This is a genomic window from Propionibacterium acidifaciens, assembly GCF_003798325.1.
In the GTDB taxonomy this organism is placed as follows: Bacteria; Actinomycetota; Actinomycetes; order Propionibacteriales; family Propionibacteriaceae; genus Propionibacterium; species Propionibacterium acidifaciens.
Genome location: NZ_CP033719.1, coordinates 2,591,329 through 2,608,502 on the forward strand (window position 1 = coordinate 2,591,329; position 17,174 = coordinate 2,608,502).

Annotated in this window: 11 protein-coding genes; 8 read left to right on the forward strand and 3 right to left on the reverse strand. The window is 75.9% G+C overall.

The features are described from left to right. Nucleotides 1-17: 17 nt before the first annotated feature. On the reverse strand, nucleotides 18-4,736 hold the full coding sequence (locus EGX94_RS11110; RefSeq protein WP_123826319.1) for a DEAD/DEAH box helicase: 4,719 nt from the start codon (nucleotides 4,734-4,736) through the stop codon (nucleotides 18-20). Between the two features lie 536 nt (nucleotides 4,737-5,272). Continuing rightward, the gene (locus tag EGX94_RS11115; RefSeq protein ID WP_021796997.1) at nucleotides 5,273-5,467 is read right to left on the reverse strand and encodes a DUF3046 domain-containing protein; all 195 of its coding nucleotides are present in this window, start codon (nucleotides 5,465-5,467) and stop codon (nucleotides 5,273-5,275) included. Between the two features lie 256 nt (nucleotides 5,468-5,723). Here EGX94_RS11115 and recA point away from each other — a divergent pair, with 256 nt between their 5' ends. The 7 genes from recA to EGX94_RS11150 all read left to right on the forward strand — a co-directional run bounded on the left by recA (nucleotide 5,724) and on the right by EGX94_RS11150 (nucleotide 14,337). Further along, complete coding sequence (gene recA / locus EGX94_RS11120; RefSeq protein WP_021796996.1) at nucleotides 5,724-6,782, forward strand: recombinase RecA; 1,059 nt, start codon at nucleotides 5,724-5,726, stop codon at nucleotides 6,780-6,782. A gap of 2 nt (nucleotides 6,783-6,784) precedes the next feature. After that, entirely contained in the window at nucleotides 6,785-7,408 is a 624-nt protein-coding gene (locus EGX94_RS11125; protein ID WP_192962656.1) for a regulatory protein RecX, read from the forward strand. A gap of 142 nt (nucleotides 7,409-7,550) precedes the next feature. Further along, nucleotides 7,551-9,053, forward strand: a complete 1,503-nt coding sequence (miaB, locus tag EGX94_RS11130; protein ID WP_123826323.1) for a tRNA (N6-isopentenyl adenosine(37)-C2)-methylthiotransferase MiaB — start codon at nucleotides 7,551-7,553, stop codon at nucleotides 9,051-9,053. After that, the gene (gene miaA / locus EGX94_RS11135) at nucleotides 9,050-9,973 is read left to right on the forward strand and encodes a tRNA (adenosine(37)-N6)-dimethylallyltransferase MiaA (RefSeq protein ID WP_021797557.1); all 924 of its coding nucleotides are present in this window, start codon (nucleotides 9,050-9,052) and stop codon (nucleotides 9,971-9,973) included. The genes miaB and miaA overlap by 4 nt, the downstream gene beginning before the upstream one ends. A 55-nt stretch (nucleotides 9,974-10,028) precedes the next feature. Next, nucleotides 10,029-10,865, forward strand: a complete 837-nt coding sequence (dapF, locus tag EGX94_RS11140) for a diaminopimelate epimerase (protein ID WP_021797561.1) — start codon at nucleotides 10,029-10,031, stop codon at nucleotides 10,863-10,865. Nucleotides 10,866-10,872: 7 nt separating this feature from the next. Next, nucleotides 10,873-12,294: a GTPase HflX gene (gene hflX, locus EGX94_RS11145; protein ID WP_021797559.1), complete on the forward strand. Its 1,422-nt coding sequence runs from the start codon at nucleotides 10,873-10,875 to the stop codon at nucleotides 12,292-12,294. A gap of 90 nt (nucleotides 12,295-12,384) precedes the next feature. Beyond that, on the forward strand, nucleotides 12,385-14,337 hold the full coding sequence (locus EGX94_RS11150; RefSeq protein WP_081707395.1) for an ATP-dependent DNA helicase: 1,953 nt from the start codon (nucleotides 12,385-12,387) through the stop codon (nucleotides 14,335-14,337). A gap of 124 nt (nucleotides 14,338-14,461) precedes the next feature. Here EGX94_RS11150 and lexA read toward each other — a convergent pair whose 3' ends face one another. Continuing rightward, on the reverse strand, nucleotides 14,462-15,250 hold the full coding sequence (gene lexA, locus EGX94_RS11155; RefSeq protein ID WP_021797556.1) for a transcriptional repressor LexA: 789 nt from the start codon (nucleotides 15,248-15,250) through the stop codon (nucleotides 14,462-14,464). A gap of 1,188 nt (nucleotides 15,251-16,438) precedes the next feature. Here lexA and EGX94_RS11160 point away from each other — a divergent pair. Continuing rightward, nucleotides 16,439-17,053: a hypothetical protein gene (locus EGX94_RS11160; RefSeq protein ID WP_123826325.1), complete on the forward strand. Its 615-nt coding sequence runs from the start codon at nucleotides 16,439-16,441 to the stop codon at nucleotides 17,051-17,053. Nucleotides 17,054-17,174 lie beyond the last annotated feature (121 nt).

Sequence of the window (17,174 nt, forward strand, 5' to 3'; positions counted from 1 at the left end):
CCGAGGGCCCGAGGGGGTCAGCCCCGGACCGTCCGCCTGCGCCGGTAGCCCCGGGGGTGCTGCACGAAGCCGGCCGCCTCGAGGGCCTCGCGCAGCGGGCCGGCTTCGAGGGCGCTGCGGGTGTCGATCCGGTCGATCGACACCGGCGGCAGACGCCCGGCGTCGACGGCGGCGCCGACGGCCGACAGGGCCCGTCCGAGCGCCTCGGGCCCGACGCCGTCGAAGGTGACGAGCGTGTGCGCGCCCCGCTCCAAGTAGAGGAGCGGGGCCCCGTCGTCGAGGACGACGAGCGCGCCGGCCTTTCGGGCCGGGCGATGGGCGTTCGTCTCCGGCCACTCGAGCGCGGCGCCGTAGGGGTTCACGGGATCGCAGGCGGCGAGCAGGCGCAGCGGCGCGGCCGGGGCCCGGCGCAGCTCGTCGACGGCCCCCGGCACGGCGAACTGGGCGCCGCCGAGCCCCTCGACGAAGTAGCCGCGGCGCACCGCGCCGGACTCCTCGAGGGTGCTGAGCAGACGGTAGACCTGCGAGTAGTTCCCCGTGGCCGGCTCGGCGAGGGCGCTTCCCCTCGTGAGGACGCCGTAACGGGCCAGCTCCGCGTCGACCTGGTCGAGCAGTCCCCGGGGGCCGTCCTCGGCCGCGGGCACCCGCGACCAGCGCACGCCGGCCGGCGCCGCGGCCGCCCTCGCCGGGCGGGGCCGGATGAGCCGGCGCCGCGCAGCGCCGGCCCGGGGCCGGCGGACCACGCCGCGGACGCTCAGCTCGCGCAGCGGCCCGAAGCCGTCCGACGTGGCGAGCCCCGCCCAGACGAGCTCCCACAGGGCGTCCTGCGCAGCCGCGGCGCTCGTGCCGGCGTCGACGAAGTCGGCGCTGCGCCAGGCCCCGCCCGCCTCGAGACGCTCCAGGACGCGCCGGGCCGTCCCGCTCAGCCCGGCGCGCCCGCCCCGCCCGTCGGGCTCCGGCCCGTCGGGCGGGGCGGCGGGGGCCAGATCGGCCGGCCACAGGCGCACCCAGCCGTCGCCGGCGCCGATGGCGCCGGCACCGCTCCAGGTCACCTGCCCGGAGCCCATCAGCTGGTCGAGCAGCGCCGGGCGGTAGCCGGGCACCCTGGCCGGCAGGACGACGGTCTCGAGCATCGAGGCCGGGATCCGGTGGCCCGCCAGGGCGTCGACCGCGGTGAGCAGCCGCTCGACGGACTCGGCGTCGTCGCCGGCGGGCTCGTCGGGGCCCGGCAGCTGCTGCCAGGCGTCGAGGAAGCGGGCGAACTGGCGCTGGGCGACCGGTTCGACCTGGGCGCGGAGCCCGGCCAGGGTGCGGCGCTTGAGCACCGCCAGGACGGTGTGGTGGACGTACTGCCGGCCGTCGCCGACCAGCGCCGGCAGGTCGTCGCCGCGCGGCAGGAAGGACCCGGCGACGAGCGTTCCGGCATCGGCGAGCCGGGCCAGCGCCTGCGCCGCCGTCGCCTCGGCGAGCCCGTAGCGGTGCGCGAACGAGGCCGCCGTCACGGCGGCGTGCCGGCGCGCCCACCGCACGGCCAGATCGGCCAGCGCCTGCGCCCCCTCGCGCACCGCGCCCGCGCCGATGCCGGCCGGCACCGGCACGCCCAACGCGTCGCGCAGCAGCCCCGCGTCGGTGTCGACGCAGTACATGGGCGTCCCGGCGATGCGCACGAGCGCCAGCCGGCGGGCCGCGACCAGCTCGTCGAGCCAGCCCGACGGGTCGGCGACGCACCGCGCGGCGCACTCGGCGCCGGTGAACGGCCCCGCCGTGCGGATCTGCTCCCACAGCTGCTCGGCGTCGGCGGCCCTGCGGTCGTCGGCCAGGTGCTGCAGCTGCGCCTCGTGGAGCGCCGCGACGTCGCGGTCGATGAGCTCTCCGGCGCCCTCGCGCCCGAGGAGCTCGGCGAGCATCCCCGAGTCGAGGCTGAGGGCAGCCAGGCGCCGCTCGGCCAGCGGCTGGTCGTCGTCGTAGACGAACTCGCCGACGTAGCCGAAGAGCATGTGGCGCGCGAAGGGGGAGGCCTGGGGCGTCTCGACGTCGACGAGCCGCACCCGCCGGGCCGCGATGTCGGCCATGAGGCGCACCAGCGCGGGCAGGTCGAAGACGTCCTGGAGGCACTCGCGCATCGCCTCGACGACGATCGGGAACTCGCGGTAGCCGGAGGCGACGGCCAGCAGCTGGGCCGCCTTGTGGCGCTGCTGCCACAGGGGCGAGCGGCGGCCGGGGCCCCGGCGCGGCAGGAGCAGGGCGCGCGCCGCGCACTCGCGGAAGCGCGCCGCGAACAGCGCCGAGCCGAAGACCTGCTCGGTGACGACGGCCTCGACGTCCTCGGCCGGGACCGCGAGCACGGCCGAGTCCGGCGGTGCCGCGCTGATGTCGGGCAGCTGGATGATGATGCCGTCGTTCGTCGCGTTCACATGGGCCTCGAGGCCGTAGCGGTCGGCGAGGCCCGCGCGGATCGCCAGCGCCCACGGCTCGAGGACAGCGGCGCCCAGCGCGCTGTGCACGCAGAGCCGCCAGTCGCCGATCTCGTCGCGGAAGCGCTCGACGACGATCGTGCGGTCGTCCGGCACGACCCCGGTGGCCTCGCGCTGCTCGTCGAGATGGGCCATGAGGTTGGTGCGGGCGTTCTCGTCGAGCCCCGCGGCCCCGAGACCGGCCAGCGCCTCGTCGCGCGGGGCGGCGCCCAGCTCCCGGACGCGCGCGCCGATCGCCGCGCCGAGCTCGGCGGGGCGCGCCGGCGCGTCGCCCCGCCAGAAGGGCAGCCTGCCGGGCTGGCCCGGCGCCGGGCTGACGATGACCTGCGACGGCGTGATCTCCTCGATGCGCCAGCTCGACGTGCCGAGCGTGAAGACGTCACCCACCCGGGACTCGAAGACCATCTCCTCGTCGAGCTCGCCGACCCGCCGCCCCGGCTCGTGCCGGCCCGAGGCGTTCCGGGAGCCCACGAGGAAGACGCCGAACAGGCCCCGGTCGGGGATCGTGCCCCCGCTCGTCGTCACGAGACGCCGGGCGCCGGGCCGGGCCTCGAGGATGCCGGCGACGCGGTCCCAGTGGAGACGGGGGCGCAGCTCGGCGAAGTCCTCGCTGGGATAGCGGCCCGAGAGCATGTCGAGGACCGAGTCGAAGGCCGAGCGGGGCAGGGAGGCGTACGGAGCGGCCCGGCGCACGAGGGCGTGGAGATCGTCGGCGGGAACCGGCGAGGCGAGGCAGGCCGAGACGATCTGCTGGGCCAGCACGTCGAGCGGGTTGCGCAGGGCGGGCGTCTCCTCGATGAGGCCGGCGCCCATGCGCTCGGCGATGACGGTGCAGTGCAGCACGTCGCCGCGCGAGGTGGGGAACACCATGCCCTGCGAGACCGCCCCGACCCGGTGGCCGGCGCGGCCGACGCGCTGGAGGCCGCTCGAGACCGACGGCGGGGCCTGCACCTGGATCACGAGGTCGACGGCGCCCATGTCGATGCCCAGCTCCAGGGAGCTCGTGGCCACGACGCAGGCCAGGCGCCCCGCCTTGAGGTCGTCCTCGATCTGCGCGCGGCGCGTCTTGCTGACCGAGCCGTGGTGGGCGCAGGCGATGATCGGCGCGTCGGTGCCGTCGACGCCCCTCGAGGCGGCAGAGGCGATCATCACCTGGGCGGGCTGGACGACCGGCCCCTCGGGGGCGCCCAGATCGGCCGCGTTCAGTTCGTTGAGGTGGGCGGTGAGCCGCTCGGCGCTCTGCCGCGAGTTGACGAAGCAGATGGTGGAGCGGTGCCCGCGCACCAGCTCGAGGATCCGCCGCTCGATCGGGGGCCACATCGACCGGCGCACCGCCCCGGGCCCCCGCTCGCCGGCCGGGTCGACGACGCGCAGCTGCGTCATGTCCTCGACCGGCACCTCGAGGTGCAGGTCCCAGGTCTTGGCGGCGGCCGGGTCGACGACCTGCACGGGGCGATCGCCGCCGAGGAAGCGCGCGACCCGCTCGGGCGGGCGGACGGTGGCCGACAGGCCGATGCGCTGGAAGTCGCCGTCGCGCTGCATCGCCGAGAGGCGCTCCAGGCTCAGCGCCAGGTGGGCGCCGCGCTTGGTGCCCGCCAGGGAGTGGATCTCGTCGACGATCACCGTGTCGAGGTCGCGCAGCGTGCCGGCCGCCCGGCTCGAGAGCATGAGGAAGAGCGACTCGGGCGTCGTGATGAGGATCTGCGGGGGATGCGCGGCCAGCGACCGGCGCTCGGCGGCCGGCGTGTCTCCCGAGCGGACCGCCACGGTGACCTCGGGGACGGGCAGGCCGAGCCGGGCGGCCGTGGCGGCGATGCCGCGCAGCGGGGCGGCGAGGTTGCGCTCGACGTCGACCGCGAGCGCCTTGAGGGGCGAGACGTAGAGCACCCGCACGCCCCGGCGCCCGGCGGGGCCGTGCGGGCCGGCGGGGGAGTCGTGCGCCCCGCCCTCCCGGCCCGGGGGCGTGTCGGTGCCGGCCCGGTGCGGCGCGGGGCCGTGCGGGCCGGTTGCGGTGTCGGGGTCGTCGAGCGCCCGCCTGGCCGAGGCCTCGCGCGAGAGGCGGTCGAGGCCGTGGAGGAAGGCGGCGAGCGTCTTGCCGGAGCCGGTGGGCGCGACGACGAGCACATGCGCGCCCGAGCCGATGGCGGCCCAGGCGGCGGCCTGGGCCGGCGTGGGGGAGTCGAAGACGTCGGTGAACCAGGTGCGCGTGGCGAGGCCGAAGGCGGCCAGCGGGTCGCCGGCGGTGCGCTCCGGTGGTGTCATGGGCACAAGTCTTGCGCGCGGCGCCGACAATCCGGCCCGGCCGCCGGTCGGGCTCCTTCTGCCGTACCGGCGGACGGTCCGGCGGCCCCGAGCCTGGCCGCCGCCCCGTGCGGGCGGCCGACCGCTCAGGCGGTCTGCTCGTGGTCCCGCTCGTGGGGCACCTCGCGCCGGGTCCTGGAGCGCTTCGACGCTGACCCCGCCGGGAGGGTCCACCGCGAGTCGCAACGCGCGGGCGAGTGTCTCGTCATCCATGCCGATGACGCTGCGGCGTGGAGCGCGCTCGAACCCAGGCCTGACCGTCGAGGACGCGCGCCCGCTCCTCCACTGCTTCTCCGAGAGCAACCGCCCCGTCGCCTGCCCCGCGCTCGCCGCGCAGGCCCGCCGCGCCATCGAGGACCTCGAGCGGCAGGAGGCCCGGCTGTCCCGGGCGCGGGCCCCGCTGATGGCCCTCCTGGGCCGGGCCGGGCGCCCCGGCCTCCGCACGCGGTCATCGGCGCGGCGGTGCTCACGCGCGTCGGGCGGCGTCTGCGGTGCGCCTAGCGCTCGGCGTCGGGGAGCTCGAGGAAGGCCCACACGGCGCGCCAGACCGCCTTGAACGGGACGCCGTCGGCCAGGGCCTCGCTCGTCGTGCGGTTGCCGAGCTCGCCGAGCACGGTCTGGTCCGCCCACACACGGGCGTAGTCGGCCCCCAGATGCCTCGTCATCCGACGCCAGAACTCGGTTTCACGCACGCGGGCAGCCTAGCGCCGGGCAGGGGCTCGGGGACTCCCACCCGACCCGGTCCGTCCCGCGACGGGCGGCTCCCGCGACGCGCGGAGGGGGATCGTTGGTGTTCGAACGGGTGTTCGTATACAGTGGACGGGGCGCCCCGGTTGTCCACAGCACCGGGCTCCGCCGAGAAAATGTCGGACCCCGTCCCTACAGTCAAGACAGTCAAGACGTCACGGGAACCGTCGGCGATCCCGACGTGAGGAGGAGGAAGCAGACATGGCCGTTGCAGACCGGCAGAAGGCCCTCGAGGCCGCCCTCGCACAGATCGAGAAGGCCCACGGCAAGGGTTCCGTCATGCGCCTGGGCGACCAGGCCTTCGGGCAGATGGAGTCGATCCCCACCGGTTCGGTGGCGCTCGACATCGCCCTGGGCATCGGGGGTCTTCCCCGCGGCCGCATCGTCGAGATCTACGGCCCGGAGTCCAGCGGCAAGACGACGGTCGCCCTGCACGCGATCGCCAGCGCCCAGGCGGAGGGCGGCATCTGCGCCTTCATCGATGCCGAGCACGCCCTCGACCCCACCTACGCCCGCGCCCTCGGAGTCGACACCGACTCGCTGATCGTCAGCCAGCCCGACAACGGCGAGCAGGCCCTCGAGATCGCCGACACCCTGGTCCGCTCGGGCGCCCTCGAGCTCATCGTCATCGACTCCGTCGCCGCCCTGACGCCGCGCGCCGAGATCGAGGGCGAGATGGGCGACAACCACGTCGGCCTGCAGGCCAGGCTGATGAGCCAGGCCCTCCGCAAGATGACCGGCGCCCTCAAGAACGCCAATACGACGGCGATCTTCATCAACCAGCTGCGCGAGAAGATCGGCGTCATGTTCGGCAACCCCGAGACCACCACGGGCGGTCGCGCGCTGAAGTTCTACGCCTCGGTCCGCCTCGACGTGCGCCGCATCGAGGCCCTCAAGGACGGCGGCGAGGTCGTCGGCAACCGCACCCGCGTCAAGGTCGTCAAGAACAAGGTCGCCCCGCCGTTCAAGCGCGCCGAATTCGACATCCTCTACGGCAAGGGCATCAGCCGCGAGGGCAGCCTGCTCGACATGGGGGTCGATGCCGGCATCGTCCGCAAGGCGGGCGCCTGGTTCACCTACGGCGACGACCAGCTCGGCCAGGGCAAGGAGAACGCCCGGGCCTTCCTCGTCGCCCATCCCGACGTCGCCGGCGAGATCGACAACCGGATCCGCGTCGCGCTGGGCCTGGTTCCCGATCCCGAGGTGCCCGAGGACGTCGACCCCGTCACGGGCGAGGTCCGCGAGCGGGCCGGGGCCTGAGCGTGGTCGGCGGCGGACCCGGTCGGTCCCGGGGCCGTCCCGGCGAGGCGGGATCTCCCGGGCCCGACCCCGCCGCCCCGGGCCCGGGGGACGCCCCCGCGCCGGGCTCACCGGACCCGGACGCCGACCCGGCTGAGGTCGTCCGCGAACTGGCCCTGCGCCGCCTGGAGCAGCGCGACTACTCGCGCGGCGAGCTCGTCGACCATCTGGTGCGGCGCAGGGGCTGCGAACGGGGCGTCGTCGACGCGGTGCTCGACCGGTTCGAGGCCGTCGGGCTCGTCGACGACGCGCGCTTCGCCGCCCTGTGGGCCGAGTCCCGACGCCGTTCCCGAGGGCTCTCCGGCGGCGCCATCGCCCGTGAGCTGCGCGCCAGGCACGTGAGCGAGGAGATCATCGCCGGCGTGCTCGCCTCCTTCGACCCGGACGGCGAGGCGGCGACGGCCCAGGAGCTGGCCCGCTCCCGGGCCCGCACCATGAGGGGCCTGGACCGCCGGGTCGCATACCGGCGACTCGCCGGCTTCCTGGCCCGCAGGGGCTACGGCCCCTCGGTCGCCGCCGACGCCGTCGCCCGGGCGCTCGACGAGCTGCCCGAGGACTCCGAGCCGTCCGGGCGCCCCGGGCCCTGACGGGCCCGGGGCGACATGCGGCGCCCGGCGCCGGGGCCCTGCCCCCGCGGGGCGGGAGTCCGCCCCGACCCGGGGCCCACCGACGTCGGCCCCGAGCATCCGCGCCGGCCCCGGTCGGGCCGCTGGGTACCATGGACCCCCCATGGACACGCCCGACATCACCACCGCCCGGTCCGACGCCGCGCGCCCGCGCACCTACCAGGTGATCACCTACGGCTGCCAGATGAACGTGCACGACTCGGAGCGCATCGCCGGCCTGCTCGAGGAGGCCGGCTACGTGCGCGCCCCCGAACCGGTGCACGGCGAGCTCGCCGAGGCCGACGTCGTCGTCTTCAACACCTGCGCGGTCCGCGAGAACGCCGACAACCGGCTCTACGGCAACCTCGGCCACATGGCGCCCCTCAAGGAGCGCCGTCCGGGCATGCAGATCGCCGTGGGCGGGTGCATGGCGCAGAAGGACCGCGAGCTCATCACGAACCGGGCCCCCTGGGTCGACGTCGTCTTCGGCACGAACAACATCGGCTCGCTGCCGGTCCTGCTGGAGCGCGCGCGCATCGAGCGGATCGGTCAGGTCGAGATCACCGAGGCCCTGCGGACCTTCCCGTCCGACCTGCCGAGCCGCCGCGAGTCCGCCTACTCGGCGTGGGTGGCGATCAGCGTCGGCTGCAACAACACCTGCACCTTCTGCATCGTCCCGGCGCTGCGCGGCCGCGAGACCGACCGCCGCCCCGGCCAGGTGCTCGCCGAGGTCCGCGCGCTCGTCGAGGCGGGCGTCCAGGAGATCACCCTGCTCGGCCAGAACGTGAACTCCTACGGCGTGCAGTTCGGCGACCGCGCCGCCTTCGCCAAGCTCCTGCGCGCGTGCGGCGGGGTCGAGGGGCTGGAGCGCGTGCGCTTCACGAGCCCGCACCCGGCCGCCTTCACCGACGACGTCATCAAGGCCATGGCCGACACGCCGAACGTCATGCACCAGCTCCACATGCCCCTCCAGTCCGGCTCCGACGCGGTGCTCAGGCAGATGCGCCGCTCCTACCGGGCCGAGCGCTTCCTGGGCATCCTCGACCGCGTCCGCGCCGCCATGCCCGACGCGGCGATCAGCACGGACATCATCGTCGGCTTCCCCGGCGAGGCCGACGAGGACTTCGAGGCCACCATGGACGTGGTGCGCCGGGCCCGCTTCGCCAACGCCTTCACCTTCCAGTACTCGGTGCGGCCGGGCACCCCGGCCGGCGCACGGCCCGACCAGGTGCCGCGGGAGGTCGTCCAGGAGCGCTACGAGCGGCTCCTCGCCCTCCAGGAGCGGATCAGCTGGGAGCAGAACAGGGCCTTCGAGGGCCGGAGCGTCGAGGTCATGTTCGCCACCGGCGAGGGCCGCAAGGACGACCGTCGCGAGCGGATGTCCGGCCGGGCCCGCGACAACCGGCTCGTCCACGTCGCCGTGCCGGCCGACCCGGCGCGGCGCCCCCGCCCCGGCGACATCGCCGAGGTCGAGGTCACCCGCGGTGCGCCCCACTACCTCGTGGCCGACGCGCCCCTGCGCGGGCTGCGCCGCACTCGCGGCGGTGACGCCTGGGCGGCGCGCCACGAGCCCCGGCCCGAACCGGTCGGTGTCGGCCTCGGCCTGCCCGCGATGCCGCGCCCATGAGCGCCCCGCCGCTCGTCGTCATCGTCGGCCCGACCGCCTCGGGCAAGTCGGCCCTGGCCGTCGCCCTGGCGCGCCTGCTCATCGCCGGCGGGCGCCCCGCCGAGATCGTCAACGCCGACTCCATGGCCCTCTACCGGGGCATGGACATCGGCACGGCGAAGCCCTCGCCGGACGAGCGGGGCGGCGTCGAGCACCACCTCATCGACGTCCTCGACGTGCGCCGGACGAGCACCGTCGCCGACTTCCAGGTCATGGCGCGCGAACTCATCGCGCGGCTGCGCGCCGACGGCACCACCCCGATCCTCGTCGGCGGCTCGGCCCTGTACACGCGGGCCGTCATCGACGACTTCGAGTTCCCCGGCACCGACCCGCGGGTGCGGGCCCACTGGCAGGCCGAGCTCGACCGTCTCGGCCCCGCCGGCCTGCACGAGGCGCTGGCCGCCCGCGCGCCCGAGGCCGCCCGGATCATCGGGCCCGGCAACACCCGCCGCGTCGTCCGTGCCCTCGAGATCCTCGACCTGACCGGCAGCGTGAGCCCCCACCTGCCCGAGCCGCGCTGCCTGCTCGAGAACGTCCACCAGTACGGCCTGGCGCTCGACCGCCAGGTCATGGACGAGCGCATCGCCGCCCGCGTCCACGCCATGTTCGACGCGGGACTCGTCGAGGAGGTGCGCCGCCTCGTCGACGAGGGCCTGCGCGAGGGCGCCACGGCCCGGCGCGCCCTCGGCTACCGGCAGGTGCTCGACCTCCTCGACGGACGCACCGACCTCGACGGGGCAGTCCGCAGCACCATCGACGGCACGCGGCGCTTCGCCCGCAAGCAGCTCGCCTGGTTCCGCCGCGACCCGCGCATCCGCTGGCTGCCTGCCACCGGGCCCGGGTCGGAGCGCACGATCGTCGACGACCTGCCCGCCCCCTGACGTCCCCGGCCGGACGGGCCGCGGGAACACCGGGCGGTGGTGGGAGAATGGGCCCATGGACACCTGGGGCTTCGCCAAGGGGCACGGCACGCGCAACGACTTCGTCCTGCTCAAGGACCGCACCGGATCCGCTCCGCTGGAGCCGGAGCAGGTGCGCTTCCTGTGCGACCGCCACGGCGGCATCGGCGCCGACGGCGTCATCCGCGCCATCAAGGCCGCCCACGTGCCCGGCTGGGACGGCGACCCCGACCTGTGGTTCATGGACTACCGCAACGCCGACGGCTCGCTCGCCGAGATGTGCGGCAACGGCCTGCGCGTCTTCGGGCGCTTCCTCATGGAGGAGGACCTCGTCGACTCGAAGGACCTCGTCATCGCGACCCGCGCCGGGTTGCGCGGGGTGCGCGAGCTGCCCGACGGGCGCATGTGCGCGCACATGGGCGCCGTCCGCGTCGGCCCCGAGCCCATCTCGGTCGTGCACGCCGGGCGCCGCTATCCGGCCACCGTCGTCGACGTCGGCAACCCCCATGCGGTCGTCCTCCTGCCCGAGGCCGTCGAGCTCGACGGCCTCGACCTGTCCGACGCCCCGCTCCTCGACCGGGCCGTCTTCCCGCAGGGCGCCAACGTCGAGTTCGTCCGCGTCGACGGCGAGCGCGAACTGTCGATGCGCGTCCACGAGCGCGGCTCGGGGGAGACCCTCTCGTGCGGCACGGGCGTCGTCGCCGCGGCGGCGGCCCACGCCGAGACCCTCGGCGGGCCCGACGGCCACTGCGCGGTCACCGTGCCCGGCGGCCGCCTCGAGGTGACCCTCGACGACGGCCGGGCCGAGCTCATCGGCCCGGCCGTCATCATCGCCCGCGGCGAGGTCCTCGTCCCCGACCCGCGCACCCGCTGAGGCGGCAATGGCCGACGAACACCTCCCCGGACCGGCCGACCCCGACGGCGACCAGCAGGACCTCGCGGACCGCATGGCGCTCACCCGGGTACCCGGGATGTCCACAGAGCTGCAGGACGAGAGCGAGGTCGAGTACCGCAGCCTGCGCCTGGAACGGGTCGTCCTCATCTCCGTGTGGACCACCGGCACCGCCGACGACGCCCGCAACGCCATGATCGAGCTCAAGGCCCTCGCCGAGGCGGCCGGCTCCCAGGTGCTCGAGGGCCTCGTGCAGCGCCGCTCCCGCCCCGACGCCGCCACCTACCTGGGCGCCGGGAAGGTCGACGAGCTGCGCGAGGTCGTCGTCGCCACCGGCGCCGACACCGTCATCGCCGACGGCGAGCTGAGCCCCGCCCAGCTGAGGAACCTCGAGGACCGGGTGGGCGTCAAGGTCGTCGACCGCACCGCCCTCATCCTCGACATCTTCGCCCAGCATGCCCGCAGCGTCGAGGGCCGCACCCAGGTCGAGCTCGCCCAGCTCACCTACCTCAAGCAGCGCCTGCGCGGCTGGGGCGACTCGCTCTCACGGCAGGTGGGCGGCCGGGCCGCCTCCGGCGTCGGCATCGGCGGCCGCGGGCCCGGCGAGACCAGGCTCGAGACCGACCGGCGCCGCATCAACGCGCGCATCGCCGTCCTGCGCCGCAGGCTGCGCGGCATGGACGCCACCCGCGCCCTCGGCCGCGAGGGCAGGCGGCGCCGCCGCATCCCCTCGGTCGCCGTCGTCGGCTACACGAACGCGGGCAAGAGCTCTCTGCTCAACCGGCTGACGGGCGCGGGCCTGCTCGTCGAGGACGCCCTGTTCGCCACCCTCGACCCCACGACGCGCCGCTGCCGGGCCGCCGACGGGCGCGTCTACACGATGACCGACACGGTCGGCTTCGTGCGGCACCTGCCCACCGAGCTCGTCGAGGCCTTCCGCTCGACGCTCGAGGAGTCGGTGCAGGCCGACCTGCTCGTCCACGTCGTCGACGGCTCCGACCCCGACCCCGAGGGCCAGATCACGGCCGTCCGCGAGGTGCTCGACGGCATCGGTGCCGGCGGGCGACCCGAGCTGCTCGCCGTCAACAAGACCGACCTGGCCGATCCCGACGTCCTCGCGCGGCTGCGCGCCGAGCACCGCGATGCCGTCCTCGTGAGCGCGCGCACCGGGGAGGGCGTCGACGCGCTGCGCGAGGCCGTCGAGTCGGCCCTGCCCGCCCCGCACGAACGGGTCGACGTGCTCATCCCGTGGGACCGCGGGGACCTCGTCGACCGCATCCACCGCTTCGGCGAGATCGAGTCCGACGAGTACCTGGCCGACGGCACCCGCCTGGTCGCCAGGGTGCACGCCGACCTGGCGGCCGAGCTGGCCGGGTTCGCCGTCGCCCCGGGCGGCGGGCGGCCGGAATAGGCTGTCCCGGTGACCGAGCCCCTCCATGACCGCGCGCTCGATGCCGCCGTGCGGGCCATCGGGGGATCGGCGCGCCCCGGACAGCGCCGGATGGCCGACGCCGTGGCGAAGGCCCTCGCCGAGGGCACCCGGTTGCTCGTCCAGGCCGGGACCGGGACCGGCAAGTCGCTCGGCTATCTGGCGCCCGCCCTCGTGCACGCCGGGGACGGCGGCCGGGTCGTCGTCGCCACCGCGACCCTCGCCCTGCAGGACCAGCTGGCCACGAAGGACGTGCCCGCCGCGGCCCGCGCGGTCGCCGAGGTGACCGGCCGCCGTCCCGTCGCCGCGGTCGTCAAGGGCCGCGCCAACCACGCCTGCCTCATGCGCGCCCGGGGGAGCGCGCCCGAGCAGTCGAGCCTGCTGACCGCCGGCGACCTGGCCGGGGCCGCTCACGGTGCGGGCCGGGCACGGGACGCCGAGTCGGCGCTGGGCGCCGAGGTCCTCGCCCTGCGCGCCTGGGTCGAGGAGCAGGCGCGGGCCCACGCCTTGGCCGACCGCGACGACGCGCCTGCCCACTCGGGGCGGGCCTGGGCCCAGGTCTCCATCGGCTCGCGCGAGTGCCCCGGCGCGCGCTGCCCCTTCCACGACGAGTGCTTCGCCGAGACCGCCCGCGCCAGGGCGCGCGAGGCCGACCTCGTGATCACCAACCACGCCCTCCTGGCCATCGACGCGATGAACCGCAGCGGCGTGCTGCCCGAGTACGACGCCGTCATCATCGACGAGGCCCACGAGCTCACCGACCGGGTCACCGGAGCGGCGAGCGAGGAGCTCACCCCCCGGCAGGTCGAGCGCGTGGCGCGCCGCGGCTCCGATTGGCTCGACGACGACGCCTCCCTGGCCCTCCTCGACGCGGCCGACGCCCTGCGCGGAGCGCTCGAGGACACCGGGACGGGCAGGGTGGGCGCGGCGCACGGAGGCCTCGTCGAGGCGGTCGGGACGGTCCGCGACGCGGCCCGCCGGGCCGCCGGTCGGCTGGGCCGGTCCGGCTCCCGGAGCCAGGTCGAGCCGGAGCGCATCGCCGTCGCGGCGGCCGCCTCCGAGGTCTTCGAGACGGCCGAGCGCATGGCCGCCCTCGCCGACGCCGACGTCGTGTGGGTCGGCGAGCACGAGCGCCTCGGGCGCTGGCTCACCGTCGCCCCGCTGTCGGTGGCGGGCCTGCTGCGCGCGGCGGTGCTGTCCCGCGCCACGACAGTCCTCACGAGCGCGACGCTGACCCTCGGCGGCTCCTTCGAGACGATGGCCGGACGGGTCGGGCTGCGCGCCGACGAGCGCCTCGGCGAGGACGAGGAGGCCCCCCGTGCCGAGCCCCGGGACGACCCGGACGCCCGGCTCTCCTGGCGCGGCGTCGACGTCGGCTCGCCCTTCGACCACGCCCGGCAGGGCATCCTGTACACCGCCGCGCACCTCGACCGGCCTGGGCGCGACGGCATCGGCGAGGACGCGCTCGGGCAGATCGTCGAGCTCGTCCGGGCCGCCGGAGGTCACGCGCTGGGGCTGTTCAGCTCTCGCCGCGCCGCCGAGACCGCCGCCGCGCACGTGCGCCGGGAGCTGCCCGGGCCGCCCGTCCTGTGCCAGGGGGAGGCCCAACTGCCCGAGCTCGCCCGCCGCTTCGCGGCCGAACCCGGGACCAGCCTGTTCGGCACCATGTCGTTGTGGCAGGGCATCGACGTGCCGGGCGACACCTGCCGCCTCGTCATCATCGACCGCATCCCCTTCCCCCGCCCCGACGACCCCCTCGTCCAGGCCCGCCAGCAGGCCGCCGCGAGGGCCGGTGGCAATGGCTTCATGCAGGTGGCGGCCTCGCATGCGGCCCTGCTGCTGGCCCAGGGCGCCGGGCGGCTCATCAGGAGCGTCGACGACAGGGGAGTGGTGGCGATCCTCGACCCGCGGCTGGTGCGAGCCCGCTACGGCCCGTACCTGCGCCGGTCGCTGCCGCCGTTCTGGACGACGACGGACCTCGCTCGCACGATCGGCGCGCTGCGCAGGCTCTCGGGTTCCGCCTGAGATCCTCGCGGAGCCGGGGTCCTTCCCGGACCCGCGCTCTCCTGGCCCCCGCGTCCGGGGGGCTCGTGGTGGAATTCGGGATGGAGGCCGCCGTGGGCGCTGCGGCCCCGCGCCCCGGGGAGGCTCAGAGGCGGCGCAGGACCGCGACGACCCTGCCGACGATCGTCGCGCCGTCGCCGTCGATCGGCTCGTAGCGCTCGTTGCGCGGCAGCAGCCGGACGTGGCCGTCCGCGCGCCGGAACTCCTTGACGGTGGCCTCGTCGTCGATGAGGGCGGCGACGATGTCGCCGTTGTCGGCGGTGGGCTGGGCGCGGACGACGACGTAGTCGCCGTCGCAGATCGCCGCGTCGATCATCGAGTCGCCGTGCACCTCGAGCATGAAGACCGTGCCCCGGCCGACCAGCTCACGGGGCAGGGGCATGGTCTGCTCGACCTGCTCGGCGGCGAGGATCGGCGCGCCGGCGGCGATGCGTCCGACGAGGGGGACGTTGACGGCCTCGGGGAAGGCGTCGCCCAGGTCGGTCGGGTCGAGGGCCTCGTCGGGGTCCTCCGGGGGCGCGGGGACGACCTCGAGGGCGCGGGGGCGCTTCGGGTCGCGACGCAGCAGGCCCTTCGCCTCGAGCACCCTGAGCTGGTGGGCGACGCTCGAGGGGCTCGTGAGGCCGACCGCCTCGCCCATCTCGCGGATGCTTGGGGGATAGCCGCGGGCGTCGACGCTGGTGCGGATGAAGTCGAGAATGAGCCGCTGGCGTCGGGTGAGCGAGTCCGCGTCGGCGGGCCGCCCATCGGGGGCCCGAACACCCGCGACGCGGCGACGGGCGCTGCTGGCCCGCAGCTGGGCGTCGATGCGCTCCGCGCTCGGACGACCGGCCCTGCGGGGCGCCCGGGAGGAGGGATTGCTCTGCGTGCCCATGGCGGAATGCTACGCCGGGGCGCCCCGGAATCAAACGACTGTTCGACTCGGCGTGTCGGCGACACCACCGCCGCCCTGCTGTCCACCGCGCCCGGGCTGCTGTCGACGGTGCTGGTGACGGGGACCCTGCGCTCTGCCGTCTCGCTGGCAGCCGGACGGTCGGCCGACCACGGCCCGTCGTCTCCGTCTCGTGCCGGGCTGGACCCGGAGGTGATCCGGGTCGAGGAGGCGATGCCGGCCTCGAGGCTCTGCGCGCTGTCCGGCATTCCCGGACGGGCCCGGCGGCGCCGGCAGGCACGAGCCCGGGCAGGACAGCCCGTGGATAGGGGCCATGGCCGGCACCATCGCGTGAGCGCCGCCGGGCCGTGGCCATGGCCAGCAGGCATCCCGCCCGGGGCCACCGCAAGACCTGGGCCATGGCCCGTCACGACGGCCATGCCGTCTCCCCCCTTCGAGGACGTCGCGGACCATGGCCGACGAAGGCCCGCTTCTGCGCGCTGACCGCCGGAGACAACGCCGGGAGCCGGCCGGGCGGCGCACGGCGGCGTCCGCGCCACCGACCGGGCCGAATCAGGTCTGGCAATCCGGCTTCTCCGAGCACGAGACCACCGGCGGCCGGACCCGAGGTGTCGCGGGCCGCTCCTCGAGGCCCGGGTCCGGCTGGTGCTGGTCACCCGCCGCGGACCAGCACGACGCGGCCGCCGGAGTCGAGCCGGCCCCCGCGGAGGCCGAAGCCATGCTCGACGGGGTCACGCCGCTGGACCGTCCCACCGACCCCGGGACGGGCGAGACCGCCCCGATCACGCCGGTCACCGACAACGACGGACCGTTCCGGTTGCACGGCCTCCGGCGCACCCGACGGCATGGGGCCGATCCCCGCCTCGGCCCCGGGGGCGCGGTCATGCCGACGACCCCGGCCCGCCCCAATGGGCTGGTGAGGGGCGCCGGTCGACCGACGCCGGGAATCGTCGGTGCGGGCTGCTTGGCTGTCGGGTGTCCGGGCGGGGTCCCGCGACGAACCGCAGAACGAGCGGTCCGCCGCGGGTCTTCCCGAGGAACTCGAACAGGTGTACGATACTCCAGTAGTCGAACAGTCGTTCGAGCGCTCGGGGCGGTTCAAGCCCCGACGACCCGCCCGCCCACGCGGACGGGTTCTCGCGGACGGGTTCTCACGTGCAGGAGGTTGACATGACTCAGCTCGATCGGCTCGCCGGTTCCGACCGGCTCACTCGGCACTGCCAGGGCGCCGGGCCGGCCCGCGGGGGTGCGCGCGAGGGCGTCCGGGGCGTCGGTGCGCCGGCGTCGGTCGGCGTCCCGCGCGGTCCGGCGTCCCGTCCGGCGCAGCCCGGGAGCCCCTCCCGCGCCGCCGGGCCCACCCCTCCGGCGGCCCGGCAGGGCTTCACCGGGCCCTCGCTCGTCCCGCTGCCCCTGGGCACGGGCGCCCGCGCGTGCACGCTGGCCGATCCGGCTCCGGGCGTCCCCGACGACGGGGCCGAGCACGTCCAGGTGCTGAGCGCCGAACTGCTGGCCGCCGCCTGCGCCGAGCCGGTGCCGGTCGAGGTCCCCGCCGTCCCCGCGGGGGCCGTGCGTCCCGCGCCGCTCGCCCGGCGGCGGCGCGGCGACGGCGTCAGGAGGCCGTCCGGCCGGACGGATCCCGGGCGCGGCGCCGTCGTCGCCGCGGCGTCCTTCCTCGCCGCGATCACGCTGGGTTTCGGCGGGGTGGTCCACGCCTTCCTCGCGATCCCCGACACGCCCGTCGAGCCCGGCCAAGGCGCCGTCGTCCAGGTCGACCACGGGCACTGAGTCCGGGTGACGCGCCGACGACGCGCCGGAGGCCTGTTCGTCGTGGGCGTCATGACGGGTCCGGTCCGGGCGTCGGGGCTCCGGAGTCGTTCATTCGGGGTGACGAGGGATGTCACCGCCG

Excerpts from the sequence above, each read along its gene's own strand:
- EGX94_RS11110 (WP_123826319.1), bottom strand. The coding sequence starts at position 4,736 with ATGACACCACCGGAGCGCACCGCCGGCGACCCGCTGGCCGCCTTCGGC.
- recA (WP_021796996.1), top strand. The coding sequence starts at position 5,724 with ATGGCCGTTGCAGACCGGCAGAAGGCCCTCGAGGCCGCCCTCGCACAG.
- miaB (WP_123826323.1), top strand. The coding sequence starts at position 7,551 with ATGGACACGCCCGACATCACCACCGCCCGGTCCGACGCCGCGCGCCCG.
- miaA (WP_021797557.1), top strand. The coding sequence starts at position 9,050 with ATGAGCGCCCCGCCGCTCGTCGTCATCGTCGGCCCGACCGCCTCGGGC.
- dapF (WP_021797561.1), top strand. The coding sequence starts at position 10,029 with ATGGACACCTGGGGCTTCGCCAAGGGGCACGGCACGCGCAACGACTTC.
- hflX (WP_021797559.1), top strand. The coding sequence starts at position 10,873 with ATGGCCGACGAACACCTCCCCGGACCGGCCGACCCCGACGGCGACCAG.
- EGX94_RS11150 (WP_081707395.1), top strand. The coding sequence starts at position 12,385 with ATGGCCGACGCCGTGGCGAAGGCCCTCGCCGAGGGCACCCGGTTGCTC.
- lexA (WP_021797556.1), bottom strand. The coding sequence starts at position 15,250 with ATGGGCACGCAGAGCAATCCCTCCTCCCGGGCGCCCCGCAGGGCCGGT.
- EGX94_RS11160 (WP_123826325.1), top strand. The coding sequence starts at position 16,439 with ATGACTCAGCTCGATCGGCTCGCCGGTTCCGACCGGCTCACTCGGCAC.